The 26238-nt window shown below is 68.7% G+C and carries 27 protein-coding genes; 19 read left to right on the top strand and 8 right to left on the bottom strand.

The features are described 5' to 3' along the window. Positions 1–303: 303 nt before the first annotated feature. From WEA29_04180 to WEA29_04155, 6 genes are all read left to right on the top strand, one after another. On the top strand, positions 304–1056 hold the full coding sequence (locus WEA29_04180; GenBank protein MEX2322951.1) for an RIO1 family regulatory kinase/ATPase: 753 nt from the start codon (positions 304–306) through the stop codon (positions 1054–1056). 175 nt (positions 1057–1231) lie between these two features. After that, on the top strand, positions 1232–1519 hold the full coding sequence (locus tag WEA29_04175; GenBank protein ID MEX2322950.1) for a DUF503 domain-containing protein: 288 nt from the start codon (positions 1232–1234) through the stop codon (positions 1517–1519). Further along, a complete protein-coding gene (gene rbfA / locus WEA29_04170; GenBank protein ID MEX2322949.1) occupies positions 1516–1890 on the top strand; it encodes a 30S ribosome-binding factor RbfA in 375 nt (124 codons plus the stop codon). Before WEA29_04175 ends, rbfA begins: the two co-directional genes overlap by 4 nt. Further along, positions 1865–2827 (top strand): DHH family phosphoesterase, encoded by a 963-nt coding sequence (locus WEA29_04165; protein ID MEX2322948.1) that lies wholly within the window; start codon positions 1865–1867, stop codon positions 2825–2827. The genes rbfA and WEA29_04165 overlap by 26 nt, the downstream gene beginning before the upstream one ends. After that, complete coding sequence (gene truB / locus WEA29_04160) at positions 2820–3701, top strand: tRNA pseudouridine(55) synthase TruB (protein MEX2322947.1); 882 nt, start codon at positions 2820–2822, stop codon at positions 3699–3701. The genes WEA29_04165 and truB overlap by 8 nt, the downstream gene beginning before the upstream one ends. Further along, on the top strand, positions 3698–4624 hold the full coding sequence (locus WEA29_04155; protein ID MEX2322946.1) for a bifunctional riboflavin kinase/FAD synthetase: 927 nt from the start codon (positions 3698–3700) through the stop codon (positions 4622–4624). Before truB ends, WEA29_04155 begins: the two co-directional genes overlap by 4 nt. Here the strand turns inward: WEA29_04155 and WEA29_04150 are convergent, their stop codons facing one another. The 3 genes from WEA29_04150 to WEA29_04140 all read right to left on the bottom strand — a co-directional run bounded on the left by WEA29_04150 (position 4625) and on the right by WEA29_04140 (position 7580). Further along, on the bottom strand, positions 4625–5689 hold the full coding sequence (locus tag WEA29_04150) for a hypothetical protein (protein MEX2322945.1): 1065 nt from the start codon (positions 5687–5689) through the stop codon (positions 4625–4627). An 81-nt stretch (positions 5690–5770) separates the two neighbouring features. Then, complete coding sequence (locus WEA29_04145) at positions 5771–6772, bottom strand: NAD(P)-dependent alcohol dehydrogenase (protein MEX2322944.1); 1002 nt, start codon at positions 6770–6772, stop codon at positions 5771–5773. Positions 6773–6815: 43 nt separating this feature from the next. After that, a complete protein-coding gene (locus WEA29_04140) occupies positions 6816–7580 on the bottom strand; it encodes an NUDIX domain-containing protein (GenBank protein ID MEX2322943.1) in 765 nt (254 codons plus the stop codon). A 67-nt stretch (positions 7581–7647) separates the two neighbouring features. On the opposite strand from WEA29_04140, the gene WEA29_04135 reads away from it, so the two are divergent. From WEA29_04135 to WEA29_04115, 5 genes are all read left to right on the top strand, one after another. After that, positions 7648–7935: a hypothetical protein gene (locus WEA29_04135; GenBank protein MEX2322942.1), complete on the top strand. Its 288-nt coding sequence runs from the start codon at positions 7648–7650 to the stop codon at positions 7933–7935. A gap of 164 nt (positions 7936–8099) precedes the next feature. Beyond that, positions 8100–9668, top strand: coding sequence for a peptide chain release factor 3 (locus tag WEA29_04130; GenBank protein MEX2322941.1), 1569 nt, complete (start codon positions 8100–8102; stop codon positions 9666–9668). A 366-nt stretch (positions 9669–10034) separates the two neighbouring features. After that, positions 10035–10292 (top strand): 30S ribosomal protein S15, encoded by a 258-nt coding sequence (rpsO, locus tag WEA29_04125; protein ID MEX2322940.1) that lies wholly within the window; start codon positions 10035–10037, stop codon positions 10290–10292. 160 nt (positions 10293–10452) lie between these two features. Next, positions 10453–12825: a polyribonucleotide nucleotidyltransferase gene (locus WEA29_04120; protein ID MEX2322939.1), complete on the top strand. Its 2373-nt coding sequence runs from the start codon at positions 10453–10455 to the stop codon at positions 12823–12825. Between the two features lie 200 nt (positions 12826–13025). Further along, positions 13026–15887 (top strand): adenylate/guanylate cyclase domain-containing protein, encoded by a 2862-nt coding sequence (locus WEA29_04115; GenBank protein ID MEX2322938.1) that lies wholly within the window; start codon positions 13026–13028, stop codon positions 15885–15887. A 16-nt stretch (positions 15888–15903) separates the two neighbouring features. On the opposite strand, the gene WEA29_04110 is transcribed toward WEA29_04115, so the two are convergent. The 3 genes from WEA29_04110 to WEA29_04100 all read right to left on the bottom strand — a co-directional run bounded on the left by WEA29_04110 (position 15904) and on the right by WEA29_04100 (position 18994). Then, the gene (locus WEA29_04110; protein ID MEX2322937.1) at positions 15904–17658 is read right to left on the bottom strand and encodes an ATP-dependent DNA helicase RecQ; all 1755 of its coding nucleotides are present in this window, start codon (positions 17656–17658) and stop codon (positions 15904–15906) included. Positions 17659–17858: 200 nt separating this feature from the next. Then, complete coding sequence (locus WEA29_04105) at positions 17859–18455, bottom strand: hypothetical protein (protein ID MEX2322936.1); 597 nt, start codon at positions 18453–18455, stop codon at positions 17859–17861. Then, on the bottom strand, positions 18452–18994 hold the full coding sequence (locus WEA29_04100; protein ID MEX2322935.1) for a sigma-70 family RNA polymerase sigma factor: 543 nt from the start codon (positions 18992–18994) through the stop codon (positions 18452–18454). The genes WEA29_04105 and WEA29_04100 overlap by 4 nt, the downstream gene beginning before the upstream one ends. A 197-nt stretch (positions 18995–19191) precedes the next feature. Here WEA29_04100 and WEA29_04095 point away from each other — a divergent pair, with 197 nt between their 5' ends. The 6 genes from WEA29_04095 to WEA29_04070 all read left to right on the top strand — a co-directional run bounded on the left by WEA29_04095 (position 19192) and on the right by WEA29_04070 (position 22952). Next, positions 19192–19479, top strand: coding sequence for a type II toxin-antitoxin system CcdA family antitoxin (locus WEA29_04095; protein MEX2322934.1), 288 nt, complete (start codon positions 19192–19194; stop codon positions 19477–19479). Further along, positions 19472–19858: a type II toxin-antitoxin system VapC family toxin gene (locus tag WEA29_04090; protein ID MEX2322933.1), complete on the top strand. Its 387-nt coding sequence runs from the start codon at positions 19472–19474 to the stop codon at positions 19856–19858. Before WEA29_04095 ends, WEA29_04090 begins: the two co-directional genes overlap by 8 nt. A 225-nt stretch (positions 19859–20083) precedes the next feature. Beyond that, positions 20084–20737, top strand: a complete 654-nt coding sequence (locus tag WEA29_04085; GenBank protein MEX2322932.1) for a hypothetical protein — start codon at positions 20084–20086, stop codon at positions 20735–20737. Then, entirely contained in the window at positions 20670–22133 is a 1464-nt protein-coding gene (locus WEA29_04080) for a DNA polymerase Y family protein (GenBank protein ID MEX2322931.1), read from the top strand. Before WEA29_04085 ends, WEA29_04080 begins: the two co-directional genes overlap by 68 nt. Positions 22134–22173: 40 nt before the next feature. Then, a complete protein-coding gene (locus WEA29_04075) occupies positions 22174–22428 on the top strand; it encodes a hypothetical protein (GenBank protein MEX2322930.1) in 255 nt (84 codons plus the stop codon). Further along, positions 22425–22952 carry a PIN domain-containing protein gene (locus WEA29_04070; protein ID MEX2322929.1) on the top strand — a complete coding sequence of 176 codons (528 nt, stop codon included), beginning with the start codon at positions 22425–22427 and terminating at the stop codon, positions 22950–22952. The genes WEA29_04075 and WEA29_04070 overlap by 4 nt, the downstream gene beginning before the upstream one ends. A 136-nt stretch (positions 22953–23088) precedes the next feature. On the opposite strand, the gene WEA29_04065 is transcribed toward WEA29_04070, so the two are convergent. Then, positions 23089–23238: a hypothetical protein gene (locus tag WEA29_04065; GenBank protein MEX2322928.1), complete on the bottom strand. Its 150-nt coding sequence runs from the start codon at positions 23236–23238 to the stop codon at positions 23089–23091. A 46-nt stretch (positions 23239–23284) separates the two neighbouring features. Then, positions 23285–24034 (bottom strand): lysophospholipid acyltransferase family protein, encoded by a 750-nt coding sequence (locus WEA29_04060; protein ID MEX2322927.1) that lies wholly within the window; start codon positions 24032–24034, stop codon positions 23285–23287. Positions 24035–24076: 42 nt separating this feature from the next. Here WEA29_04060 and WEA29_04055 point away from each other — a divergent pair, with 42 nt between their 5' ends. Together WEA29_04055 and WEA29_04050 are read left to right on the top strand one after the other, a co-directional pair. Then, positions 24077–24856 carry an enoyl-CoA hydratase-related protein gene (locus WEA29_04055; protein ID MEX2322926.1) on the top strand — a complete coding sequence of 260 codons (780 nt, stop codon included), beginning with the start codon at positions 24077–24079 and terminating at the stop codon, positions 24854–24856. A gap of 89 nt (positions 24857–24945) precedes the next feature. Further along, positions 24946–26034 (top strand): crosslink repair DNA glycosylase YcaQ family protein, encoded by a 1089-nt coding sequence (locus tag WEA29_04050; GenBank protein MEX2322925.1) that lies wholly within the window; start codon positions 24946–24948, stop codon positions 26032–26034. Positions 26035–26238: the final 204 nt, after the last annotated feature.

Raw genomic sequence — 26238 nt, 5'->3', positions numbered from 1 at the left:
TCACACCCCGGGCCCCACTCCCAACCCACCAAGCGTGACATATAGGGGGAGTACCTGGCGGCGGAGCCGCCAGGGGAGGGGGGAGGGCAAGCACTAGGTGGACCTCGCGACGCGTCTCTGGGAGACCATCGCTGGCTAGGCTTGCTCTTGATCCGGGCCAACTGTTGTCCGGGGAAGGGAGGCCGACATGAGCACGCTCCAGGAGCTCACCATCGCTCACACGCCGCTTCCCGACTCGTTCGTCTGACGCTCGTCGTCCAGCTCCTCGGGGATGCGGCTTCGCCCGTCCAAAGGAGACTTCTTGTGTCCGACGATCCGTCCGCGTACTTCATCGACGAGCTGTTCATCAGCTCGGTGATCCGACCCATCAAAAGCGGCAAGGAAGCCAACGTGCTGCTGTGCCGCGCCAACACCGATCTCGCCGGCTCCGACCTGGCCGCCCTCAAGGTCTACCTGCCTTCGGACAACCGGGACTTCCGCCACGACGGCGTGTACCGCGCCGGGGAGTGGATTCCCGATGCCCGCATGCGTCGCGCCCTGGAGAAGAAGACCCGTTTCGGCAGGCAGGTTCAGGCCGGGACCTGGGTGGACCGTGAGTGGCAGGCCCTGAGCCGCCTACACGCCGCGGGAGTCTCCGTGCCGAGACCGATCGCCAGGACCGACGACGCCATCCTCATGGCCTATGTGGGCGACGAGGACGGACCGGCGCCGCTCCTGCGGGCGTATCGACCAGAGGGTCCGAGTGAGACCGAGGCTCTGCTCGATCAGGTCCTCGCTGCCGCTCGATCGATGTTGCGGCTCGGCATCGTCCACGCAGACCTGTCTCCCTACAACGTCCTCGTGTGGGAAGGTCGAGCCGTCGTGATCGACCTTCCCCAGGCGGTCGACCCATCACAGAACCCGGGGGCCGATGAGCTCTTCCGCCGGGATATTGCCCGCATCTGCACCTGGGGAGCCCGACACGGTGTGGCTCGTGATGCCGGTGGGGTCGCCGCCGATCTATGGGAGTCGTGGCGGTACGCGGAGAGCATCCCCGAGGACCTGCGCTGGCCGTGAGCAGCGGACAGCAGACAGATGGCAGCTCATAGCGAGACTTTCCCCCCCGAGGGGGGGAGTACCGCCGGAGGCGGGGAGGGGGGGAGCCCAAACCCTAAAAAGCGACCAAGTAGCAAGTACCAAGTACCGAGTACTCGCGCTGGCCGTGTCCGCCATGGCCCCTACCCTTCCGCACATGCATGCCGCCGCACTTCGTATCGAGCTGCGTCTTCCCGAGCCCCAGTCGTTGAAGGGGAAGCGCGCCGTGCTCCGGTCGGTCGTGGCGCGGCTGGAGAAGCTGGGGGTGGCGGTGAGTGAGGTGGACCACCAGAACACCTGGCAGCGCTCGGCGCTCGGCGTCGCCGTCGTCGCCCCGCAGGCACATCGGCTCGACGAGATCATCGAGTCGGTCAAGCGTGCCGTGCTCGGAGACCCTCGGGTCGAGGTGGTCGCCATCGAGACCTCCCACCTGGAGGTCGCATGAGCCGCGGTAGTGAGCGGATGCGTCGTATCAACGAGCTCTTGCGCGAGGTGATTGCCTCCGAGGTGGTGCGGCTCAAGGACCCGGGCATCGGGTTCGTCACCATCACCGGGGTAGACACGACGCCCGATCTGCGCGCCGCTCGCATCTACTACACGGTGCTCGGGGAGGTCGACGAGCGCGAGGAGACCCTCAAAGCGCTGCGCCGGGCCGCCCCTCGTATCCGCAGCGCGGTGGGGGAGCAGGTGACGCTCAAGTACCTTCCCGTGTTGGAGTTCCACTACGACGAGGCGATCGAGCGAGGGATCCGGATGGAACAGCTACTGCGCCAATTGGAGAAGGAGGGTGATGGGGATCGAGACATCACTCCGTGACGCCGCAGCCGTCATCGCGGCGGCTCCTGCCATCGCCATCACCGGCCATGTGTCGCCCGACGGCGACGCCCTCGGTTCGGCGCTGGCGCTTGCCCACGCCGCTCGTGCCGCCGGCAAGGAGGCGGTGGTCTCCTTCGGGTCCCCGTTCGCCATCGCCGAGTCGCTCACCTTCCTCGACATGGACCCGGTGGTCCCGCCGGACGAGTTCCCGGAGGCACCCGAGTGCATGGTGGTGTTCGACTGCGGGTCGGCGGACCGCCTCGCCGAGCTGGGGTCGTCGGCTTCTGACGCCAAGACCCTGATCGTCGTCGACCACCACGTCACCAACACCGGATTCGGCGACATCCAGATCATCGATCCGAAGGCGGCGGCGTCGGCGCAGTTGGCGGCGCGCCTGCTCGACGCCCTTGGCTGGGAGATCGACGCCCGGGTCGCCCAGTGCCTGCTCACCGGGCTGGTCACCGATACCGGTCGGTTCCAGTATTCGGCCACCACCGGTGAGGTGATGCGACTCGCCGGTCGCCTCATCGACGCCGGTGCCGTCCCCGAGGAGATCGGCCAGCAGGTCTACGAGTCGGTGCCGTTCGGCTACCTGAGCGCCTCGGCCGCGGTCCTGAGCCGGGCGGTCCTCGACGAGGAGCTGTCGCTGATCTGGTCCAGGCTCGACCGGGCCGACCTGGAGGCCGCCGGTCTGGAGCACCACGCCGTCGATGGGCTGATCGACGACCTGCGGATCGCCAGGGAGGCCGAGGTGGCGCTGCTGCTCAAGGAGGTGGCCGACGGCTGGAAGGGGAGCATGCGCTCCCGGGGCGCCGTCGACGTCGGGTCGATCGCGGCGTCGTTTGGCGGAGGCGGCCACCACAACGCCGCCGGCTTCACCACGGATGGGCCTCCGGAGGAGATCGTCGAGACCGTCCGGGCTGCTCTGCGTGGCTGAGGGGTTCCTCCTCGTCGACAAGGACCGCGGATGGACGTCGCACGACGTCGTCGCCAAGGCTCGCGGCATCCTGGGTGAGCGGCGGATCGGGCACGCCGGGACCCTGGACCCGATGGCCACCGGGCTTTTGATCCTCGGCGTGGGCCGGGCGACCCGCCTGCTGCGCTTCGTGCAGGAGCAGCCGAAGGTATACGAGGCGACGGCCATGTTTGGGGTCTCCACCGACACCCTCGACGCCGATGGGGCGGTGCTGTGGCGCGAGGAGATGGAGGTCGATGAGGACGACGTCATCGCGGTGCTGCCGCGGTTCACCGGCCCGATCCTTCAGGTCCCGCCGATGGTGTCGGCGCTCAAGGTGGACGGCCGTCGCCTCTACGAGCTGGCCAGGGAGGGCGTCGATGTGGAGCGCGATGCCCGTCCGGTCGAGATCTTCGAGCTTGAGGTCACCGACTTCGCACCCGGCCCGTATCCGGAGGTGTCGTTCCGAGTCCGGTGCAGCAGCGGCACCTACATCCGCACCCTGGCGGACGATATCGCCTCGGCCCTCGGCGGTCGAGCCCACCTGACCGAGCTTCGCCGCACCGCCATCGGGAGCCTCCAGGTCGAGGCCGCATCGACGATCGATCAGCTGGCGGAAGCAGGCCTCGACGCCGCCGACCGGGTGATCGCGATGGCGGATGGCCTGCGCGACCTGCGGAGGGCGACGGCGACGGAGGAGGCCGCCGTCGCCGTCAGCCACGGTTCGGTGTTCGCCAACGGTGGCCTCGGCATCACCGAGGCCGGCTCGTATGCGGTGGTGGACGACGCCGGGACTCTCCTCGCCGTGTACGAGTCCGATGGGCGCCGGGCCAAGCCGGCGGTGGTGCTGGCATGAGGGTGCTGTCCGGATCGCCGGTCGACTGGCAGCCCGATGGTGAGCGCCGGGCCGTGGCCATCGGGGTCTTCGACGGTGTCCATCGGGGACATCAGGCGGTGCTGTCGGCGATGGTCGACGCCTCGGCCGGGGCGGGTGTCGTCCCGGCGGTGCTCACTTTCGACCCGCACCCCCTGTCGGTGGTCGCTCCGCACCGGTCCCCGAGGCTGCTCACCACCATCGGGCAGCGGGTTGGGCTGCTCGGTGACCTCGGGGTCGAGGTGGTGGCGGTGGCGCCGTTCGACGACCGGGTACGCCTGCTGTCCCCGGAGGCGTTCGCCTCCGACCTGCTGGTGGACGGGCTCGGGGCGGCGACGGTGACGGTCGGTTCCGACTTCCGCTTCGGCCGCGACCGGGCGGGGGACGCCGGCACCCTCGTGGGGCTCGGCGAGTCGCTCGGATTCGGTGTGTCGGTGGTGTCGCTGGTCGGTGACGACGGGCCGGTGTCGTCCTCGCAGATCCGTCGCCTGCTCGCCGATGGCGAGGTGGCGGCAGCCGCCGACGCTCTCGGCCGCCCCCACGAGGTGGTGGGACCCGTGGTTCCCGGCGATGGCCGGGGCCGGGGGATCGGCGTGCCCACCGCCAACATCGACCTGCCGCCGATGCTGGCCGTTGCGGGCCGGGGCGTGTACGCGGTGATGGCCTCCACCGACGGGGTCGAGTGGCGCCCCGCCGTGGCCAACATCGGGGTTCGCCCCACCTTCGGTGGCGATGCCGAGCGTCTCGAGGTGCACCTGCTCGACACCGACCTCGACCTGTACGGGCGGGAGCTCCGGGTGCGGTTCATCGCCCGCATCCGCGAGGAGCGCACCTTCGACGGGGTGGAGTCCCTGGTCGCCCAGATCCGTGACGACGTGGAGACCGCCCGGTCGTTGCTCGGCTGATCACGGCAGCCGAAACAGCGGCCGGTCGAGCGGCCCGCGGCGGTGTGACGCCGATGCGGACGACAACGAGCACGCACCGGGGGACCACATCTCGGCGTTGATGCAGGCCGCCACCGTCGGGCTGCGTCGTACCGATCGGTGCGCCCGGGCGATGCGTGCCGGGGCGAAGATTCCCATACCGAGAAGCGCTGCCAGTGGTCCCGGGCCGTCGTCCTCGATGTCTACGACGCGCAGCCCGTCGGGACGGGCTGTCCCCAGGTTGGTCACGCCGGCCTTCGGGTTCTGGATGACGACTACCTCGACCCCGGAGGGCACGCCGAGGTCGACGCGGGTGTCGACGCACTCGAATCGCATGACGAGGCACTGGATCGGGTCGTAGCCACCGTCGTTGGGGATGTCGCTGATCACCTGCCCCACACTTTGGAGCCAGCCGGACAGACCATGGGCTATCGGAGGGTCGAGGAGGGCAGCCCCGATGACGGCATCGACCGGTCCCTCCAGTCCCCGATCCCATCGGGCCACCAACTCGGCCACCGAGGCGCCGCCCTTGCTGAACGCCACGACGTAGATCGACTCCCCGCGAGCCGATACCGCGGTCAGGAAGTCGTTGAGGGTGAGCGCGGTTAGGTCGGCCGGGGCGAGTCGGGCAGCCCAGGCGTGGTCGTCGAGGGGCACCACCCATCGGTAGTCGAAGTAGTGGACGTTGGCGGGGTCGAGCCCGAGCATGGCGACCATCTCGTGGAACACGCGGGAGGCATGGGCGTCGCCGTGGCCGGGGACGAACACCACCTGGAGCCCGGGCGGTGCCGACAGGCGCAGGGCATCGCCGGGACGCATGGTGTCGGTGGCGTCGCGGCGCAGGCCTCCGATACCGAGGAGTCCGGCAGCGGCAGCGAGGATCGCCGGGATCAGCTCGATCATCTTCGAGCCCACCGGCGGGGGCTGCGCTTGGACGATCGGCGGGGGCGGGCCGATCACGGTTCCGGGTGTTCCGGTCGGCGGATCGGTGGGCATCAGCCCCAGGCCGCTGCCGAGAGCGATGGTGAGGATCCCGACTCCGAGCACGGCGACCGCCCCTTCGGGGGGTGCGGGGCTGCCACCGTGCCGGAAGCCGCGGGTCAGTTCAAGGAGGGTGTCGCCAGGCCCTCAGACCTCGATGACCACGTTGCCGACCTTCTGACCGGTCTCGACGAAGCGGTAAGCCTCGACGATCTGGTCGAGCGGGTAGGTTCGGTCGATCACCGGCGTGAACCGACCGGTGAGGATCTGCTCCCGCAGCCACGCCAGGCCCTCGGCGTCGGTGTTGGGCCCGCTGAACATCTGGCGCCTGCCGCGGAGCATCTTGGTGATCACCGTGAGCAGCAGCCACCAGGCGAACACCGGGACGAACATGAAGGGCTTGCCCATGAGCGGGCGATCGGTCGCCGCGTAGATGCCTTTGGGCTTGAGCAGGTGACGGCACTTGAGGAACGAGTTCTTACCCACCGCGTCGAACACCAGGTCATATCGGTCCGGGTCCTTGGTGAAGTCTTCGGTCTGGTAGTCGATCACCCGATCGGCCCCCAGGCTCTCGATCAGGTCCAGGTTGGCGGTGCCGCACACCGCGGTGACCTTGACCCCCATTGCCTTGGCCAGTTGCACCGCCGCCGAGCCGATCGCCCCGCTGGCGCCATACACCAGAACCGAGTCACCCGCCTCGAGACCAGCACTGCGGATGGCGCTGAGGGCATAGTGCGATCCCTCGGTGCTCGGCGCCGCCTCCACGTAGCTCCGGCCCTCGGGAATGGGCATCGTCAGCGGGCGATCGGCGCGCACCGTCATGTACTCGGCATGGGCCCCAAACGTGCCCTCGCACCATCCCATGACCCGGTCGCCCGCCTGGAACCCGGTGACGCCCTCGCCCATACCCACCACCTCACCGGCGAATTCGGTGCCGAAGATCGGCACTCTGGGCCGACGCAGCCCGCTGAGGAACCTGATGACGAACGGTTTGGCACCCCGATAGCCGCAGTCGGTGCGATTCACGGTGGTGGCGCGCACCCGTACCAGCAACTCGCCGTCCTTCGGGGTCGGGATCTCTACTTGCTCGATCCGCACTCGCTCGGGTGGGCCGTACCGGGTGCAGACCGCTGCCTTCATCGTGGCCATGGGGTTCCTCTCGGTGTCTGGTCGGTTGGTCGGGACTTGGGTGTCATCGACCTGGGTCTTCTCTTCGTTTGGTGGATCTGGCGTGAATCGGTCCGCCCTGGCGCCACGCCCGGCCTGCCCGGTACAGCTCGGCGGGTCTCCCGCCATTGACGCCGGGCTGGGAACGGCGTCCCGTGGGGATGACCCAGCCGTCGGTGGCCACGATGCTGCGGCGGAAGTTGGCCGCATCCAGTTGGACGCCCCAGATGGCCTCGTAGACGGCGCGCAGCTCGGCGAGGGTGAAGGTGGTCCCGACGAAGGCGGTGGCGATACCGGACACTTCGAGTTCGACGCGGGCCCGATCGACCGCCTGGCGCACGATCTGGAGGTGGTCGAAGGCAAGTTCGATCTTCTCGCCGAGCACTTCGGACACCGGGACGAGTGAGGCCTCGGCGGCGTCGGAGCCGGCCACCACGGCACCGACATCGCGCAGCACCGCCAGATAGCCGACGGTGACGACGTTCATCCGGGGATCGCGGCCGGGGTCGCCGTAGGTGCCGAACTGGGCGAGCAGGCGGGCGGCATCGACCCCCGTCTCTTCGACCAGTTCGCGTTGGGCCGCCTCGTCCAGAGTCTCGGTCGGACGCTTGAACCCGCCCGGGATCGCCCACATCCCCTTGAAGGGTTCCTCGCCGCGGCGAATCAGGAGAACCTGGAGCTCCCCTTCGGTCATCGTGAGGATGACGACGTCGACGGTGACAGCGAAAGCAGGGAACTGGGATGGGTCGTAGCCAGCCGGGGGATCGGCCGGCCGTGAAGTTTGGGTCATGATGACTAGAACTTTAGCACCCCGTCGCGCCGTCAGTGCCGGGGAGGTGCCGTGGGATCATCACCCGATGAGGGACATCGCCTGTCCGGAGTGCGGGGAGCAGGAGCTGCTCACCGGGAGCCGTCGTGACGACGCCATCGTCGTCGAGTGCGGCGCGTGCGGGGCCACCTGGACCCGGGACACCACCCTCAAGTGCGGCCTGTGCGGCTCCGACCGGGTCGCCTACGCCCCGAAGCCGCTGTGGGAGCGCGGGCGGGGGGAGCAGCGCACCCCGGCGGGGCGGATCGACTCCTACTCCTGCTCCGACTGCGGCGGCTACGACGTCACCTCGGCCAACCCGCGGCCCCGCCAGTAGGGGCGCGGTCCCCGGTATCCTCGGAGTGGCGCGCCGTGCCGGCTTCGCCTTTCAGAGGGCGCGCCAATGGGCTCGCCCCTGGATCAAGTTTCGGTTTGCTGCAAACCGAAACTTGAGGCGAACCGGCGACCTATTGGTGCGCCCTCTCAGCCGTACGGAGTCCCGTGTCGCAATCAGCCCAGAACCTCGCCGCCGAAGTGGCGCGTCGCCGCAGCTTCGCCATCATCTCGCACCCCGACGCCGGCAAGACCACCCTCACCGAGAAGCTGCTGCTGTATGCGGGCGCGGTCGAGGAGGCCGGCGCGGTCAAGGCGCGGGCGGGCCGACAGAAGTCCGCCACCTCCGACTGGATGGATCTCGAGCGCGAGCGCGGCATCTCCATCTCGTCGACGGTGCTCCAGTTCCCGCACCGCGACCACGTGCTCAACCTGCTGGACACACCGGGCCACCGCGACTTCTCCGAGGACACCTACCGGGTCCTGACCGCCGTGGACGCTGCGGTGATCGTCCTCGACGTCGCCAAGGGCATCGAGGAGCAGACTCTCAAGCTGTTCCAGGTGGCACGGCGTGAGCGCATCCCGATCATCACCTTCGTCAACAAGTGCGACCGCTACGGGCTGTCACCGCTCGAGTTGCTCGACGACATCGAGAAGCAGCTCGGGATTCGGCCCACCCCGATCACCTGGCCGGTGGGCATGGGGTCCGACTTCGAGGGTGTCGTAGACCGCCGTGGCGGCACCCTGTGGCGTTTTGGCCGCACCGCCCGCGGCGCCACCGAGGCCACCGAGCAAGCCGAACCCTGGACCCGCGACGAGGCCGCCCCGGCCCTCGCCGACGAGCTCGGGCTGCTGGACGCCGTCGGCGCCGACTTCGACGCCGAGTCGTTCCTCGCCGGCTACTCCACCCCGGTGTTCTTCGGGTCGGCCCTGTGGAACTTCGGTGTTCGTCTGCTCCTCGACGCCATTGTCGACCTGGCCCCGCCCCCGACCAGCCGAGACGACGCCAAGGGCAACCCGGTGGCCATCGACGGGGAGTGCTCCGGCTTCGTGTTCAAGGTGCAGGCAAACCTGGACCCCCGCCACCGTGACCGGATCGCCTACATACGGCTGTGCTCGGGGCTATTCGAGCGGGGCATGCAGCTGGTCAACGCCCGGTCGGGCCGTTCGTTCGCCACCAAGTACGCCCACCAGGTGTTCGGCCGGGAACGCGAGACCGTCGACACCGGCGTCGCCGGCGACGTGGTGGGGCTGGTCAACGCCACCGACCTGCGAGTGGGCGACAGCCTCAGCGAGACAGGCAGCGTGGTCTTCCCGCCGATCCCGTCGTTCATGCCCGAGTACTTCCGGACCGCCCGTGGCGCCGACTCCGCCAAGTACAAGCAGTTCCGCCGCGGGTTGGAGCAGCTGGAGCAGGAGGGGGTCATCCAGGTGCTGCGCCACCCCGAGCGCGGCGACCAGCTGCCGGTGCTCGCCGCGGTGGGGCCGATGCAGTTCGAGGTGACCGTGCATCGCCTGGAATCCGAGTACGGGGCGACGACCGTGCTGGGCGACACGCCATTCCAGGTGGCCCGCCGCACCGATGCGGCAAGCGCCGCCGTGCTGGCCAAGGTACGCGACGTCGAGGTGCTCACCGGCGCCGGCGGCACCCTGTTCGCCCTCTTCCGACATCACTCCCGTGTGGATGCTCTGCTACGGGATCACCCCGACCTGGTGCTCGACGCCACCGTCGCGTAGGCGGCGGCCGACATTCAACTCTCTCCCCCCGTAGGGGGGAGTACCGCCGAAGGCGGGGAGGGGGGAGGGCTAACCCTACGTAAGGCCCCGCGACGCGTCAGCCCTCCCCCTCCGTCTCGGCCCTGCGGGCCGATCCACCTCCCCCTGCGGGGGAGGAGAGTTTGTGAGCCAAGGCGGGGAGGGGGGAGCCCAGACACTGCGCAGACCCTGCCCTCAAACTCTCTCCCCCCGTAGGGGGGAGTACCGCCGAAGGCGGGGAGGGGGGAGGGCGAACACTACGCGGGCCGGGCGGCGCGTCTGGCGGCCATGCCCCCCGCGGCTGCTACTGTTCCGCTCGGCCCGGACCAGTGTCAGGGCCGCTTTCCCATGAGAGACACCAAGACGATCGTCGCCGAGCACGGCACGCACGCCACGGACACCGGTTCGCCGGAAGTCCAGGTGGCGCTGCTTACCGAACGCATCAACCACCTCACCGAGCATCTGCGGTCCCACGCAAAGGATCACCACAGTCGGCGAGGTCTGTTGTTGATGGTCGGACGCCGCCGGCGCCTCCTCGACTACCTGCGAGATCAGGACGTTGAGCGGTACCGCGCCCTGATCGCCCGTCTCGGCCTGCGCCGCTGACGCGCTGAATCCGGCATAGGCTCCGCGTTTCTGCTGTCATTGGGGGAGACACACGCAATGGAGAGCACCGTCAGTTGCTAGTTGCCACCTCTCGAGTCGCCTCGAGGTGTGACCACTGGTAATTGGCCCCGCTCTCCCAGACAGACTGAGAGAGAGAAAAGTGTCCGAACACTCCGTACGCGGTGCCGTAGGTGCCGTTGAATTCGAGTTCAGTACCGGCCGCCTCGCCCGTCTCGCCGACGGTGCCGTGGTGGTCAAGGTCGGCGGCACCGAGGTGCTGGCCACCGCCGTGGGTTCCCGCAGCCTGCGCGAGGGGGTCGACTTCTTCCCCCTGACCGTCGACGTGGAAGAGAAGATGTATGCCGTCGGGAAGATCCCGGGCTCGTTCTTCCGTCGTGAGGGCCGCGCCACCGAGCGGGCCATCCTCACCTGCCGCCTCATCGACCGGCCGCTGCGCCCTTCGTTCCGTGACGGCTTCCGATCCGAGACCCACATCATCGTCACGGTGTTGTCGGTCGATGACGCCAACCCCTACGACGTGATCGCCCTCAACGCCGCCTCGGCCGCGCTGACGGTGAGTCCGATCCCCTTCGAGGGACCGATCGGCGGCGTCCGCCTGGCCTACTCGAACGGCGAGTGGATCCCGATGCCGACATTCGAGCAGCTGGCGGAGTCGGTGTTCGACCTGGTCGTCGCCGGCAAGCGCAACAGCGAAGGTGGCGTCGACATCGCCATGGTCGAGGCCGGAGCCACCGAGGAGGCACTGCGCCTCATCGACGCCGGCCAGGCACCCACCGATGAGGCGGCGATCGCCCGGGGCCTCGAAGAGGCCCGTGCGTACATCGGCCAGATCATCGACCTCCAGTTGGAGCTCCGCAGCAAGGTGGAGATTCCGGAGGTCGAGTGGCCGGTAGCCATCGACTACAGCGACGAGATGTTCGCCAAGATCGACGCGGCCGTCCGGCCCCGTCTCACCGAGGTGTTCACCATCGCCGACAAGAAGGCCCGCAACACCGCCGAAGGCGAAGCCATGGACGCGGTGTTCGCCGAGCTGAAAGTCACGTCGGAGTCCGAGGACTTCGGTGAGGCGAAGAAGGCGTTCAAGTCGGTCGCCAAGTCGGTGATGCGCGAGCGCGTCATCAACGACGGCGTGCGTCTGGACGGTCGTGACACCACCACGGTGCGCCCGATCGAGGTCGACACCGGGCTGCTCGCCTCCGCCCACGGTTCGGCGCTGTTCCAGCGTGGTGACACTCAGGTGCTCAACGTGACCACCCTGGGCATGCTGCGCATGGAGCAGATGCTCGACACCATCTCGTTGGAAGATTCAAAGCGCTACATGCACCACTACAACTTCCCGCCGTTCTCGACGGGGGAGACCGGGTTCATGCGCGGTCCGAAGCGTCGTGAGATCGGTCACGGTGCCCTCGCCGAGAAGGCGGTGCTGCCGGTGATTCCGTCGGTGGACGACTTCCCGTACGCCTACCGCCTCGTCTCCGAGGTGCTGGCCAGCAACGGCTCGTCGTCGATGGCCTCGGTCTGCGGATCGAGCCTGTCGCTGATGGATGCCGGGGTGCCGATCAAGGCGGCCGTCGCCGGTGTGGCCATGGGCCTCATCGCCCACGACGGCAAGTTCATCACCCTGACCGACATTCTCGGTGCGGAGGATGCGCTCGGCGACATGGACTTCAAGGTCGCTGGTACCGCCGATGTGATCACGGCACTCCAGCTGGACACCAAGATCGAGGGCCTGCCCGCCGAAGTGCTGGCCGGTGCCCTGGATCAGGCCCGCATTGCACGGCTGCACATCCTCGACGAGATGAGCAAGGTGCTGTCTGCACCGAGGCCCGAGCTGAGCCCGAAAGCGCCGCGCATCGAAGCGGTGAAGGTGCCCAAGGACAAGATCGGCGAGGTCATCGGCCCCAAGGGCAAGATGATCCGCGAGATCGAAGAGGTGACCGGAGCCACCCTCGAGATCGAGGACGACGGCACGATCCGCATCGGGGCCGCCGACGGCGAAGCCCTGCGTAAGGCGAAGGAGTGGGTGCTCCAGATCGCCTACCCGCCCGAGGCCGAGATCGGCAAGGAGTACCAAGGCGAGATCGTGAACATCACCAAGTTCGGTGCCTTCGTCAACATCCTGCCTGGCCGCGACGGTCTGCTGCACATCTCGAAGATGGGTGGCGGCAAGCGAGTCGAGAACGTCGAGGACCTGTACAACCTCGGTGACAAGGTCGCCGTGGTGGTCCGCGAGATCGACGACCGCGGTAAGGTCAGCCTGGACCTCGCCGGCGACGCCCCGGAGCCCAAGGGTGATGGCGGCAGCGACGGTGAGGCGAGCGGCGGCGGTGGTGGCGACGGTCGTGCTCCCCGCGAGCCCCGTGAGCCAAGGCCCGAGCGGTCCGATCGTGGAGACAGCCGCAGCCGCGACCGTGCCCCGCGGTCCGACAGCGGATCCACCGACAAGCCCAAGACAGACAAGCCCGGCCGCGTCGTGGTCTCCTTCGAAGACGAATTCGAAGGCGGCAAGTAGGGCTGAGTCGGTTCAGTTGATTGCGAGGAGCCTCCCGCAAGGGAGGCTCCGACGCGATGTTTGGCGGATCACCTCATGGGTTTCGGCGCGGACCTCTCGGTGCCCCGGAGTCCTGGGATCGTCGACGATCCAATGGCGGCATCGGTGCTCGCCGGGTCTGACCACACCGGCCCACCACCATCGATCGGTAGATTGGCCGCATGCCTGTCAAGCGCCCCACGGGAACGGTGACCTTCCTGTTCGCCGACATCGAAGGGAGCACACGGCTCCTCCAGACCCTCGGCGCACGCTACGGGGGGTTGCTGTCCGACTATCACCGTCTCGTCCGCGAGGTGGGGGCATCCCATCGTGGCGTAGAGGTCGACGAGTCGGGGGACGGCTTCCTCATCGTGTTCTCCACCGCGGCCGATGCCGTCGCCGCGGCCGTCGCCCTGCAGAGGGAGATGGCAAACAGATCCTGGCCTGACGGGATCGAAGTCCGGGTTCGGATCGGCATACACACCGGCGAGATCGACATGGTCGGGTCCAAGTACGTCGGGGTCGAGCTGCATCGCGCGGCTCGGATAGGTGCCCTCGCCTACGGAGGGCAGGTGCTGGCGTCCTCGGCGGCCGTTTCCCTTCTCGGGAATCGGCTGGGGGACGAGGTCCAGCTCGTGGACCTCGGGTCCCATCGCCTCAAGGACCTCGATGACCCCTCGCAGCTCTATCAGATCTCCATCGAGGGCCTTCCCGATCACTTCCCCTCGCCACGATCCGTCGGGTCGGCGGTGCCGACCAATCTCCCCGCCCATCTGACCAGCTTCGTCGGCCGGGCAGACGAGATCCGAAAGGTCAGTTCGCTCCTCGAGGCCGGCCGCCTCGTCACCCTCACCGGAGTGGGTGGGACGGGGAAGACTCGCCTGGCGACCGAGGTCGCCTCGACCGTCGCCGAGGGGTACCTCGATGGCGTCTGGTTCGTGGAGCTGGGGTCCGTCACCGACGCCAAGAGCGTGCCTCGAGCCGTCGCCACCGCGCTCGGTATACGCGACCAGCGGGGTGAGTCCACGGTGGACACGATCGTCGCAACGTTGCGTGCCGCCACCGCCCTTGTCGTCCTGGACAACTGCGAGCACTTGCTGTCCGCCGCCGGGTCGTTCGCGCGGTCCCTGCTGGTCGCATGCCCGCGGGTCAGGGTGCTGGCGACGAGTCGGGAGTCGCTGGGTGTGGAGGGTGAGGCAGTGACCATCGTCCCGTCACTCGACGTTCCCACGAGCGGCGAGGAGGGAGTCACGGTCATGGCGTACTCGTCGGTTCGACTGTTCGCCGAGAGGGCCGAACTGGTCAGCTCCGGGTTCTCGGTGGACGAGTCCAATGCGGGCGCGATAGCCCAGATCTGCCGACGATTGGATGGGGTTCCGCTGGCCATCGAACTGGCGGCGGCCCGGGTCAGGACTCTGAGCCCGGCCGACATCTCCCAGCGACTCGCGCACCGGTTTCGGCTCCTCACCGGTGGGTCCGCCGGGGCGGTGCCTCGGCACGCGACGCTGGAGGCGGCAGTGTCGTGGAGCTATGAGCTTCTGCGGGAGCAGGAGAGGTGGATGTTCGACCGTCTCTGTGTGTTCGTCGGCGGTTTCGATCTCCCTGCGGCTCACTCCGTTTGCACACAGGAAGGGATGGGCGAGTTCGAGATCCTCGACTTGCTCTCTGGCCTCGTCGACAAGTCGATGATCATCGTCGATCGGGATGTCGACGGCGTGACCCGCTATCGCATGCTCGAGACCCTGCGCGAGTTCGGCCGCGGCCGACTCGGGTCCCGCGACCTCCTGGACGAGACCCGCGACTTGCACGCTCGCCACTTCGTGGAGCTCGCCGAGCGGCTCGCTCGCGACCGGCTTGGCCCCGATCAGCGCGGCCGCTTTCGTCAGTTCGAGGCCGATCACGACAACTTCCTGGCCACGATCGCGTGGCTGGATGCCGAGTGGGACCCGCGCTCTCTGGTCCGACTCGTCACCGCGTTGAGCCCGTTCTGGGACGACTTGGGCTATTGGTCCGTGGCGCGACGCCACCACGTACTGGCTCGGAGGGCGGCCGACGAGGTGGAACCGAAGAGCAGGGCGCGCCTCCTGCTCGCCGGGGTCGTGGTCGCGGTGCCCGAGGATCCCGAGGAGGCGGCGGCGCTCGCCAACGAGGCACTCCACATTGCGGAGAGCCTCGCCGATCCCGTGCTCCGTGCCGGGGCACTGGTTGCTCTCGGATACTCCAGCATCCACCGATTTCGTGCTGGCGAGGCCGTCGAGACCCTGGAGGAGGCGGTGAGAGTTGCTCGAGAGGCGGGCGAGGATTGGGTCGTCGCCATGGCGCTGTTGTCATTGGGAAACGCCCTTTCCTACACGGCGCGTTCCGACGAGGCGGCCGCTGTCCTCGTCGAGGCAGCAACGCTCGCCGAGCGTATCGGCGATTTCGCTCTCGCCGCCAACTCCCTCGGTATGATCGGGTCGACCTACCTGCGGGAGGGGAGCGCTGACGAGGCGCTCGCCTTCGCGCGGCGCAGTCTCGACCTGTTCCGCGACCTGGGGTCCAGGATCGGCCAGGGCCATGCTCTCGAGACGATCGGAGCGACGCTGCTCGGCCATGGGGTCCGTGACGAGGCTGTGGACACCCTCTGGGAAGCCCACCGCCTGCTGGCGGGCGTCGGCGATCAGCACTGCGTCGCCCGCGCCGAGCGGTTGCTGGCGGTGGCCGACATGCAGGCAGGTGAGCTGGACGCAGCGCTGAAACGACTCCAAACGAGCGTCGAGACGAGCCATCGGGTCAAGGACCGCCTCAATCTTGCTCGGTCGATGGAGAACCTGGCATCCCTCGCGGCGCGCCGCGGCGACGACGAGCGAGCTGCGCTGTTGTTCGGAGCGGGGGTCGCCCTGCGACGCGTCATCGGCGTCGAACGGCTCGGCGGTGAGGAGCACGAGGGCGAGGAGGAGCGCCGCCGTATCGAGGACCACCGTTCAGACCCGTCGATTGAAGCTGCTTGGGTCCGTGGAGAGGCCATGACTGAGGACGAGGCGGTGCGGACCATCCTGGGCTGAGCTCGGCGGATGGCTCTCACTCGGCGTCTCGCAGGAAGTTGAGAAAGGCGGCGCCGTAGCGCTCAAGCTTTACGGTGCCCACGCCGCTGACCCGGAGCAGCTCGCCCTCGGTCGTCGGCCCCCTCGCGGCCATTTCGCGGAGGGTGGCGTCGCTGAAGACGACGTAGGCGGGTACGCCCTGCTCGTCGGCCAACTGCTTGCGCAACGCTCGGAGCCGTTCGAACAGGTCGTCGTCCTCGGGCGACACTGCCACCGCCACCGCCACCGCCGCCGGCTTGGCAGTCACCCGCCCACGCGGCGCGTCGAGCACCAGATTCGTCCCCAGGCACACGTCGCACGACTCGCCGCACGGGTCGATCACATCGCCGAAGTGGCGGACCAGGGACTGGTGGCGGCAGGTGTTGCGGTCGGCCCAGCGGAACATGGCTCGGATCGCGTCGTTGCGCCATCCGGTCACTTCGGGTGACTCGCCGTCGGTCATGCGTTCCCGGCCCATCACGTCGGACCAGGAGTAGAAGAGGACGCAGTCGCTGGGCTCGCTGTCGCGGCCGGCCCGTCCGATCTCCTGGTAGTAGGCCTCGACCGACGACGGCATGTCGCGGTGGATGACGAAGCGCACGTTCGACTTGTCGATGCCCATGCCGAAGGCGACGGTGGCGCAGACCACGTCGATGTCGTCGCGGATGAAGTCGTCCTGCACCCGGGTCCGCTCATCAGACTCCAACCCGGCGTGATACGCAGCCGCCCGGATGCCGAGGCGGCGCAGCCCGTCGGCGGTCGACTCCGCAGCCTTGCGGGACAGCGTGTACACGATGCCGCTCTCACCGGCTCGATCCACGCACAGGCGCTCGATCGCCTTGCGGGAGTTCAGCTTCGAGCCGTCCGCCTGCTCGCCCTTCTTGACGGCGTGGATGTGCAGGTTGGGGCGGAAGAACGATCCCCGGAAAGTGAGCGGGCGGTCGAGGCCCAACTGGTCGACGATGTCGTTGGTGACCTCGTCGGTGGCGGTGGCGGTCAAGGCCAGCACCGGGACCCCGAAGCGGCCCTTGAGGCCGCGCAGGTTGCGGTACGCCGGGCGGAAGTCGTGTCCCCACTGGCTGATGCAGTGCGCCTCGTCAACGGCGATCAGCCGCAGGTCCACACCCTCGAGGGAGACACCCACCGACGCCTCGATGCCCTCCGGGGCGGCGTACACCAGCTCGTAGGCGCCCCGGCGCATCTCGGCGACGCGGCGCTGCCGTTCATCCGCAGCAAGGCTGCTGTTGAGGAAGGTGGCTCGGATCCCCACCTGGTCGAGGGCGTCGACCTGGTCCTTCATCAACGCGATCAGGGGCGAGATCACCAGTGTCGTGCCGCCCACGAGCCGGGCCGTTAGCTGGTAGGTGAGTGACTTACCGGCCCCGGTCGGCATGATCCCGACACAGTCCCGTCCGGCGAGCAACGCCTCGAGGATCTCCCGCTGCCCGATGCGGAACGACGAGAACCCGAAGGTGTCGTGGAGGGCGGTGTCGAGGATCGCCTGCGACCGCTCGACCATGTCGCGGAGCTCTTGCACCTGGGCGTCGGAGAAGTCGGCGGGACGATCCCGGTAACGGCCACGCAGCCCGTGCAATGAGGCGTACGCCCCGCGGAGGTCCCCGCCGGTGAGGAGTCCGTCGAGGGCCGCGATCTCGTCAGCGATGGGTCGGTCGGCGCTCAGGCGGTCATCGTATGCGGTCGGGGCGTGGTGTCGAAGGGCGGCGCGCTGTGCCAGACGCGCCACGAGGCCCACGTAGGGCTTGCCCTCCCCCCTCCCCGCCTTCGGCGGTACTCCCCCCTTCGGGGGGAGAGAGTTTGTGGGCGCGGCTCTGCTTGGGGTTTGGCCTCCACCCTCCCCGCCTTTGGCGGTACTCCCCCCTTTGGGGGGAGAGAGGGCACCACGCGAACGGGCCCCCGGGGGGACGGGGGCCCGTTCGCTTGCGTGGGTGACTGTCAGGCGCCGAATGCCTCCTCGAAGATGGCTTCGAGGGTTGGGCTGTAGGCGTCCGTGTAGCCGCAGTAGTTGACGACACCGTCGGTGGCGGTGACGAAGTACTGCTGGCCAACCTGGAAGTCGATGCCGCCGATCAGGGCCTGCAGGCCCGCCGGGGCGTGCAGCACCACCTCGGTGGCGTCGGTCTCGCCGGCATACCAGCGGTCGATACTCAGGGTCACCTTTTCACCCTCCACCGCAGTGGCGGTGCCGAGCAGGGCAGGTGACATGTCGCGCAGGATGTCGGCGGTGACGGCCATGCATGACTGCATGGCACCGCCCTCACCCAGGCCGAGCTCCAGCGGGGCCGCCGCGCTCGGTGCCGGGTCGTTGGTGTTGAGGATGACGCCGACGGCGATGGCGCCGACCAGGGCTGCCGCCGCCGTGGCGTACCAGACCCGACGGGGCCTGGCGGCCAACTGGGGTCGTTCGATTGTGGGGGTGGACATGATGCTCTCCAGTAGCTCTCGTGACGACGGCGTCGTCATCGGTTCGGTGGGCACGCCGGGGTGCATCGGATCCAGGTTCCGTATCCGGTTCCTGATCTCATCGGTCATGACTGCTCCTCGATGTGCCTGTCAACCGGTAGATGTCCGGGGGAGGTCTGATCCTGTCGTAGGAGTCGGGCGATCTTTTTGCGGGCGCGGCTGAGGCGCAGCGTGGCGGCATTCACCGTGGTGCCGAGGACGACGGCAATGTCGCGGGGTTCGAGGTCCTCCCAGGCCCACAGCACCAACACCTCGCGGTCGGCCTTGGGGAGTCGGTCGAGAGCGTCGGCGACCTCCGGGTGCTCGAAGCCATCGGTGGGATCGCCGGTGGGCTGTGGGGTGGCGTAGACGGTGAGGCGGTCCTGGAGGGCCTGGCGGCGGCGGGAGCCCCGCTGCTGGTTGGCCAGCACCCGGCGGGCGACGCCGTAGGCCCAGGGGAGTGCGGCGCCGTCGGGGACGTCGTCGAGCCGCCGCCACAACACCAGGAGGGTCTCGCTGAAGGCCTCGTCGGCGTCGGCTTCGATGGCGCGCCGACGCAGGAACCGCTGGAGGGGTTCGAAGACCTCGTCGGCGATCGACTGGAAACGGGCGCGGCGATCGAAGGTCATCTGTGGTTCATGTCCGGCACGGATGGGATTCTGTCATTGGTGTGGGGCAACGCGAGGGGGTTGATTCATGCCCGATGGTGGGGTAGTCAGTCGCGCGGCAGGGTCTGCGTAGTGATCGCCCTCCCCCCTCCCCTCCGGTCGCTGCGCTCCCTCCGGGACTCCCCCCTACGGGGGGAGAAAGTGTGTATAGTATGCGCATGGCAAGGGTGAACGTGTATCTACCAGACGAACTCGCCGAACAGGCGAAGGCCGCCAGCCTCAACGTGTCTGCTCTCACACAGGAGGCCGTGCGATCGGCGCTGCAGGTGCAGCAGGTGAACGAGTGGTTGGAGGAGCAGATGTCCCGCCCCCGCAGCGACATCGACCCGCGGGCGATAGAAGAGGCACTCCAAGGGGCGAAGGACGAGATCGAGGGACTTGATCGCCCGCACTGGGACGAACTGCTCGAGCGGATGCGAGCCGAACGTGAGGCCAAGGGTGCCTGAGGCGCTCGTCGTCGATGCCTCGGCCCTCGTGGATCTCCTGCTGGACACGACGAAGGGGTACGCCGTCGCCGTGAGGCTCCAGCACTCGACGGTGCACACACCGGCTCACGCCGACGCTGAGGTCCTGTCCGCATTTGGCCGGCTGTATCGGGCTGGCGATCTGGACGCCCGGATCGCGCGTCGCGAGCTCGCGTCACTCGCCGGCCGGCCGATCGTGCGACACCCTGTGGGGGATCTCCTGGGTTCGGCCTGGGCTCTGAGGGAGAACGTGCGGCTCGCCGACGCCCTCTACGTGGCCCTCGCCGAGCAGCTCAATGCGACCCTGGTCACCACTGACGCCCGGCTCGCCCGGGCGAGTGGTGCCGAGCTGGTCGGGTAGGAGACCGCGCGGCAAGGTCTGCGTAGGGTTTGGGCTCCCCCCTCCCCGCCTTCGGCGGTACTCCCCCCTTCGGGGGGAGAGAGTCTGTGTGCTCAGACTTTCCTCCCCCGTAGGGGGAGGTGGCAGCGGCCGTAGGCCGGTGACGGAGAGGGAGGGCTGACGCGTCGCGAGGCCTTCGCCACTCTTATGGTAATCGAACATATGTTCGGTTACCATGTACGGCCCTTGGAACCGGTGCCTCTCGTCGCTGACGCTGGGAGCGTCCCTTTCGACGACTTTGGCGCGCCGTTCACGCTGGAGGCGGAACCGGGTCGGGTGCTCGGGTTCGTCGGGTCACCCGGGGCCGGGCTCACCCGCCTCGGACTGAGCCTGCTCGCCGAGCCGTCCCGGGTGGGAATGGTGTCGGTGCTCGACGTGCGTGGGTGGCTGTGCCCGGTGGCGGCCTGGGAGGTGGGGGTGGATCCGCAGCGGCTCATCGTGGTGCGCTGCCCCGACCGTCACACCTGGCCGAAGGTGGCGGCGGCGTTGGTCGAAGGCTTCCCGGTGGTCTACGCCGAGGTGCCGGCCGGGATCGGCGACGCCGACCTGCGTCGGCTCGGTGCGCTGACCCGGGCCCGGCGGTCATCTCTGATCCTGCACCCGGTCTCCGGCGACCTGCCGGTCGGTGTCCTCCACCTGCGATTGGAGTCGGCGGGGGTGCGTTGGGAGGGGGTCGACCGGGGTCACGGTGCGCTCCTCCAGCGGCGGCTCACTCTGCGGGCGTCGGGCAAGGGGGTGCAGGGCATCGAACGGACGATGGAGGTGGTGGACGATGGCACGCGTCCTGTGCGCCTGGTTCCCCGACTGGCCGCTGCGCCGGCCGGACGCGCCGTCGGATAGGCCCTGCCAGGTCGTCGACGCCTCGGCGACGGTGATCGCCGCCTCGGCCGATGCCCGGCGCGCCGGAGTGCGGGCGGGGATGCGGCGTCGCCAAGCCGAGGCGCTGTGTCCCACGGTGGTGACGCTGATCTCCGACCCGGGGGCGGAGACGGTCGCCTTCGAACCGGTGGTGCGGTCCGTCGAAGACCTGGTTCCCCGCCTCGAGATCGCCGCACCGGGCATGGTGTACCTGCCGACTGCCGGGGCCGCCCGCTACTACGGCGGTGAGGGACCGCTGGTCGACCGGCTGTCGGCGGCGATCGCCGCGGTGGCCGGATCCGGCTGCCGCATCGGCGTCGCCGACGGACCGTTCGCCGCCCGCATGGCCGCCGAGCACGCTGCGGACGGACCGCTGATCGTCGCCGACACCGCCGCCTTCATCGCCGGACTGGACATCGCCACCCTCGGGGTCGACGAGTTGATCGACACCTTCCGCTGGCTGGGGGTGAGCACCCTCGGCGATCTGGCCGCTCTGCCCCGCGACGCCGTGGCCAGCCGGTTCGGGCACGCCGGACTCGACGCCCATCGCATCGCCTCGGGGGAGGATCGGGTGGTGACGCCGCGGCGTATCGTCGATGCGGTGCTGGTCGAAGACGACTACGACCCGCCGCTCGACGACCTGGAGCGCTCCGCCTTCGCCGCCCGAGCGCTGGCGGCCCGGCTACTCGAGGCAATGGCTCCGAGCGGTGGGCTGCCGCATCGGGTGGATGTCGAAGCCGAGGCGGCCGATGGAACGGCGCGTGCCCGCACCTGGCGCAGCACCCATGCCTTCAGCGAGGTGGACCTGGCCGAGCGCATCCGCTGGCAGATCCGCGCCTGGGTCGAGTCGGGCGGGGTCCCCGGCGGCATCGTGCGCATGCGGGTGGTCCCCGCCGACGTCTCCGACCGGGGCCGTCAGCTGCTGCTCGGGGAGGACGCCGCCTCCGAGGCCGATGCCAGCCGGGCGCTCAGCCGGGCGCAGGGGCTGGTGGGTCCCGATGCGGTGCTCATGGCGATGCCGCAGGGAGGTCGGGACCCGGGGGAGCGGGCCCACTGGTATCGCTGGGGGGAGGAGCCGGACGAGCCGCCCCGGGACCCCGACGCCCCCTGGCCGGGACGGCTGCCCGAACCGACCCCGGTGCTGGTGCCGCCGGAGCCGCGGCCGTTCGAGATCGAATGGGAGGACGGGTTCCCGGTGCGGGTTCGACTGGGCAGCCGGTGGGAGCCGGTCCTCGGCTGGGCGGGCCCGTGGCGCCACACCGGACGCTGGTGGGACGGCGAGACCGCCGCCGACCGCTACCAGGTGGTCACCTCGGCAGGCGCCTTCCTGTGCGAGCAGCGCGACGGGCGGTCCTGGCTGGTGGGGGTGTATGACTGAGGGGTTGATCAGCGAGTGCATTTCGCTTACTATTGATTGCATGAAGCGAGCGACCACAGTCGGATTCTCGGTGGCGGCTGACGATCAATCCCGTTTGGAGCGGCTCACCGAGGTGTTCGCCGATGGGAACCGGTCCGAGTTCCTGCGTATCGCCATGCACCAGATGGAGGTGATCGACCGGGCGCAGCGTCTGGCCGAACTCCAGGCATACGGAGCGTCGATGGCGGAGCAGACGGGCATGGACTCGGAGGATCCGCTCAGCGTCGTCCGGAGGGCGCTCGGGATACCCGCGTGATCGGCGGGTCGGCTCTCGCGGCGCGGCCGGTGGTCGTCGACGTCAATGTGCTCGTCTCGGCGGTGGTCGCCGGGACGGATTCGTTCCAGTCCTGGCCCTCGCCGCCCCCGGTCAGAGGCAACCGCGACGCCCAGGTGATCGGTGTCCTCAACGATGCCCGGGAGTTCGCTCTCTTCACCTCCGAGCACATCCTGAGCAACGTGGTTCGCGTGCTCACCGGCGCACCGCCTGACGGCTATGGGTGGGAGGTTTCAAGGGCGGCAGAGTACGTGCAGGTGCTCGGCGAGATTGCGATGGCATCCGGTGGTGGTGTCGTGGTACCGGGCACGGTTGTCACCGACAGCCGGGACCACGAGGACAATCGCATTCTCGAGTGCGCTGCCGCGGCGGGGGCGATCATGATCGTCAGCAATGACCAGGATCTGCTCGAACTGTCCCCATGGCGAGGCACGCCGGTGATCACGTCCGAGGAGTTCATCGGGAGGGTCGATGCGATGCGGCGGTCCTCCCGAAGGAGGAGATAGCGCCCCGCGCCGACGGAGAGTTCGGCGAGATGCAGCTCCTCGTTCGACGATGCGCGTCCGGATAGCGCCCCATCGGCATCTTTGACATGTAGAGCGAGAGCTCCACCAGGTCGCGCCTTCCCCGGTGGTCGAACTCTCAGTCGGCCACCCGGACGTATCCGTTCATGCTGGCGACGATGCTCCGGCTCTGGGTCTTGGCGTAGCGCCCCTCCTCCATCGCCGCTATCTCTGCGTCGATGAACCACTCACTAAGGCCTTTGGCGTTTGAAGCGGTACCTGAATACATCGGTCCCAGCATCGAAACCCCTGAGAAGTTCCCAGGAAACCGGGCGTCAGGCGTTGAGGCGGGCGTGGGTGTCGGCGATGACGGCACCGACGCGGTCGCGCAGGGCGTCGATGTCGGCCGAGGTCATCGAGGCGGTTGGGATGGACTCGTGGATCACCATCCGTGCCCGGCCCCCGCGGATCAGCTTCTTGCCCGGCTCCCAGGCTTTATGGAGTCCCACGGTGGCGATCGGCACCACCGGCATCTTGTTGTCGATGGCGATACGGAACGCCCCCTTCTTGAGCGGCCGCACCGAGCCGTCGCGGGATCGTGTGCCCTCGGGGTAGATCACCAGCGACAGGCCGCGCTCGACCACCACCCCCACCTGCCGGTTGATCTTGCGGTGGGCAGCGGCATGCGCCGCCCGGTCGGTCTCGACGATCCCGATGCGACGCATCGCCTGGGCGAACAGCGGGATCTTGAACAGCTCGGCCTTGGCCAGGAACCGCACCGACAGCTTCTCGGAGAACACGGCAATGTGGAACGGGGGGTCTAGGTTGGACTGGTGGTTGCTCACGAGGACGTATGACCTGCCCTTTTCGAGATGCCCCATGCCCTCGACCTCCCAGCCCACACCGCACACCTTCATGAACACGAACCCCCACAGCCGCATCGTCGGCCGGATGATGCGGGAGTTCGGAGAGAAGGAGGCGAGGACGATCACGAAGGTCCCGAGGATGATCGTTATCACCCCGACGACGGCCAGGGCGAAGGCGGTGCGCACGGCGTCACGGGCCGCTCGGAGGAACCGGAGCATCGGCCGGTAGGCTACCCATCGCCTTCAGCCCGGAGAGCCCGCATGGCCGACATCCTCAGCACCGTCGCCGACCAGGTGGCGACGATCACCATGAACCGGCCCGAACGCCGTAACGCCTTCACCGTGGAGATGTTCGACCTGCTCGGCGATCACCTGCTCGCCGCTGCCGAGGATCCGGAGGTGCGCTGCATCGTCCTCACCGGCTCTGGCGATGCCTTCTCGTCGGGACTCGACCTGGCGGAAGCTGCCCAGCAGGTGGATCGGCTCGACCGCATCGCCTTTACCTTCGACGCCCGACGGTCCCCTGCGGTGATCCTCCAGGAGATCGAGGTGCCGGTGATCGCCGCGATCAACGGCCCCGCCGCCGGATACGCCGTTGGCATGGCGATCAATGCCGACATCCGGGTGATGGCCCGCACCGCCCGGCTGGTGCCGGCGACCAAACGCAATCTGCTGCCGGAGAGCGGCGACACCTGGCTGCTGCCGCGCCTCGTCGGGTGGGAGCAGGCGGCCCGGTTCTACTTCCTCGGCGAGGACATGACGGGGGAGCAGGCGCTCGCCGCCGGTGTGGTGTCCGAGCTGGCTGACGACTCCGACGCCACCAAGGCCCGCGCCGCCGAGCTCGCCGGCCAGATCGCCGCCATGCCACCGCAGGCGATCCGAGCCGCCAAGCGCCTGATGCGGGCTGGTCGGACCGACGACTACGGCGAGCACGTCCACCGGGCGCTGCTCCAACTGATCCCCATGTTCAAGACGAAGGACTTCTCCGAGGCCGTGTCGGCGTTCTTCGAGAAGCGCGACCCGCACTTCACCGGCGAGTGAGGCGCCTCAGCCGGGCGCAGGTCCGCAGGGCCCACATCGCAGCACAGGGCCTCGCCTCGCCCCGGCCCGCGGCCCCCAACCTGGGGCACGTGCTCCGGGTGATCCGAAACATGGGGACGCTCCAGATCGACTCGGTCAACGTGATCGCCCGGGCCCACGAGTTCACCCTGTACTCGCGGCTCGGGGCCTACGACCCCGGTCTGGTGTGGCGGGCGCTGGAGGAGCGCAGGGTGTTCGAGTACTGGGCGCACATGGCGTCGTTCTCGCCTATCGAAGACGTCGCCCTGCTCAAGCACCGTATGGACCGCTACGCCGAGCGGTCCTGGGAGGGCATCCGTGAGATCGAGAGCAAGTCACCCGGCTATGTCGAGGCGGTGTATCAGGAGGTGAGAGAGCGCGGTCCGCTCACCGCCTCCGATCTGGACGATCCCGGTGAACGCCGGGGCCCATGGTGGGGCTGGGCCGACGGCAAATATGCCCTCGAGTACCTGTTCTTCACGGGCAGGGTCTCGGTGGCTCACCGCCGCAACTTCACGCGGTTCTACGACATCACCGAGCGGGTGATCCCAGCCGAGCATCTGGACGGTCCCGCCCTCGACGAGGAGGCGGCGATGCGGGAGCTCTTGCGACGCGGGGCGCGTTCGGTGGGCGTGGGCACTTTGAAGGATCTCGCTGACTACTACCGGGTGCTCCCGACACGGGCGGCGCCCACTCTCGATGCGCTGGTGAAGGCCGGCGAGATCGTCGAGGTCGAGGTGGAGGGCTGGAGCGACCCCGCCTACCTGCATCCCGAGGCGACGATCCCGCGGGCGGTGTCGGCGCGCTCGTTGTTGAACCCATTCGACCCGATCGTCTGGTTCCGCGATCGCACCGAACGGCTCTACGACTTCCATTACCGCATCGAGATCTACACCCCCGCGCCCAATCGGGTCCACGGCTACTACGTGTGCCCCTTCCTCCTAGGCGACGACCTGGTGGCTCGGGTCGACCTCAAGGCCGATCGCAAGGCAGGGGCGCTGCGCGTGCCGGGCGCGTTCTCCGAGGATGGGGTGGACCGCACGCACGTTGCCCGCGAGCTCGCCGCCGAGCTGCGGGAGATGGCGCGCTGGTTGGGACTCGGCGAGATCGAGGTGGGGACGAAGGGCGACCTGGCGGGGGAGTTGCGCAAGGCGGTCTGAGGTTCGGACCCCCACACTCTCCTCCCCTGTAGGGGGAGGAGGCAGCGGCCGAAGGCCGATGACGGAGGGGGAGGGCTGACGCGTCGAGCGGCCCACGTAGGGTTCTCCTTCCCCCCTCCCCGCCTGCGGCGGTACTCAAATGGGACCCCCACACTCTCCTCCCCCGTGTCAAGACCGGGGACATGCGTTACAGGTGTGCGGGGA

This window comes from Acidimicrobiia bacterium (genome assembly GCA_040902765.1).
Taxonomy (GTDB): Bacteria; Actinomycetota; Acidimicrobiia; order Spongiisociales; family UBA11373; genus DATKBG01.
The sequence above is the reverse complement of the archived record's forward strand: the minus strand, read 5'-3'. Positions and strand labels throughout refer to the sequence as shown.

What these genes read in the sequence shown, in the direction of transcription:
- WEA29_04175 (MEX2322950.1), top strand. Translation starts at nt 1,232, where the DNA reads ATGCATGCCGCCGCACTTCGTATCGAGCTGCGTCTTCCCGAGCCCCAG.
- rbfA (MEX2322949.1), top strand. Translation starts at nt 1,516, where the DNA reads ATGAGCCGCGGTAGTGAGCGGATGCGTCGTATCAACGAGCTCTTGCGC.
- WEA29_04165 (MEX2322948.1), top strand. Translation starts at nt 1,865, where the DNA reads ATGGGGATCGAGACATCACTCCGTGACGCCGCAGCCGTCATCGCGGCG.
- WEA29_04155 (MEX2322946.1), top strand. Translation starts at nt 3,698, where the DNA reads ATGAGGGTGCTGTCCGGATCGCCGGTCGACTGGCAGCCCGATGGTGAG.
- WEA29_04145 (MEX2322944.1), bottom strand. Translation starts at nt 6,772, where the DNA reads ATGGCCACGATGAAGGCAGCGGTCTGCACCCGGTACGGCCCACCCGAG.
- WEA29_04140 (MEX2322943.1), bottom strand. Translation starts at nt 7,580, where the DNA reads ATGACCCAAACTTCACGGCCGGCCGATCCCCCGGCTGGCTACGACCCA.
- WEA29_04135 (MEX2322942.1), top strand. Translation starts at nt 7,648, where the DNA reads ATGAGGGACATCGCCTGTCCGGAGTGCGGGGAGCAGGAGCTGCTCACC.
- rpsO (MEX2322940.1), top strand. Translation starts at nt 10,035, where the DNA reads ATGAGAGACACCAAGACGATCGTCGCCGAGCACGGCACGCACGCCACG.
- WEA29_04115 (MEX2322938.1), top strand. Translation starts at nt 13,026, where the DNA reads ATGCCTGTCAAGCGCCCCACGGGAACGGTGACCTTCCTGTTCGCCGAC.
- WEA29_04105 (MEX2322936.1), bottom strand. Translation starts at nt 18,455, where the DNA reads ATGACCGATGAGATCAGGAACCGGATACGGAACCTGGATCCGATGCAC.
- WEA29_04100 (MEX2322935.1), bottom strand. Translation starts at nt 18,994, where the DNA reads ATGACCTTCGATCGCCGCGCCCGTTTCCAGTCGATCGCCGACGAGGTC.
- WEA29_04095 (MEX2322934.1), top strand. Translation starts at nt 19,192, where the DNA reads ATGGCAAGGGTGAACGTGTATCTACCAGACGAACTCGCCGAACAGGCG.
- WEA29_04080 (MEX2322931.1), top strand. Translation starts at nt 20,670, where the DNA reads ATGGCACGCGTCCTGTGCGCCTGGTTCCCCGACTGGCCGCTGCGCCGG.
- WEA29_04075 (MEX2322930.1), top strand. Translation starts at nt 22,174, where the DNA reads ATGAAGCGAGCGACCACAGTCGGATTCTCGGTGGCGGCTGACGATCAA.
- WEA29_04065 (MEX2322928.1), bottom strand. Translation starts at nt 23,238, where the DNA reads ATGTATTCAGGTACCGCTTCAAACGCCAAAGGCCTTAGTGAGTGGTTC.
- WEA29_04060 (MEX2322927.1), bottom strand. Translation starts at nt 24,034, where the DNA reads ATGCTCCGGTTCCTCCGAGCGGCCCGTGACGCCGTGCGCACCGCCTTC.
- WEA29_04055 (MEX2322926.1), top strand. Translation starts at nt 24,077, where the DNA reads ATGGCCGACATCCTCAGCACCGTCGCCGACCAGGTGGCGACGATCACC.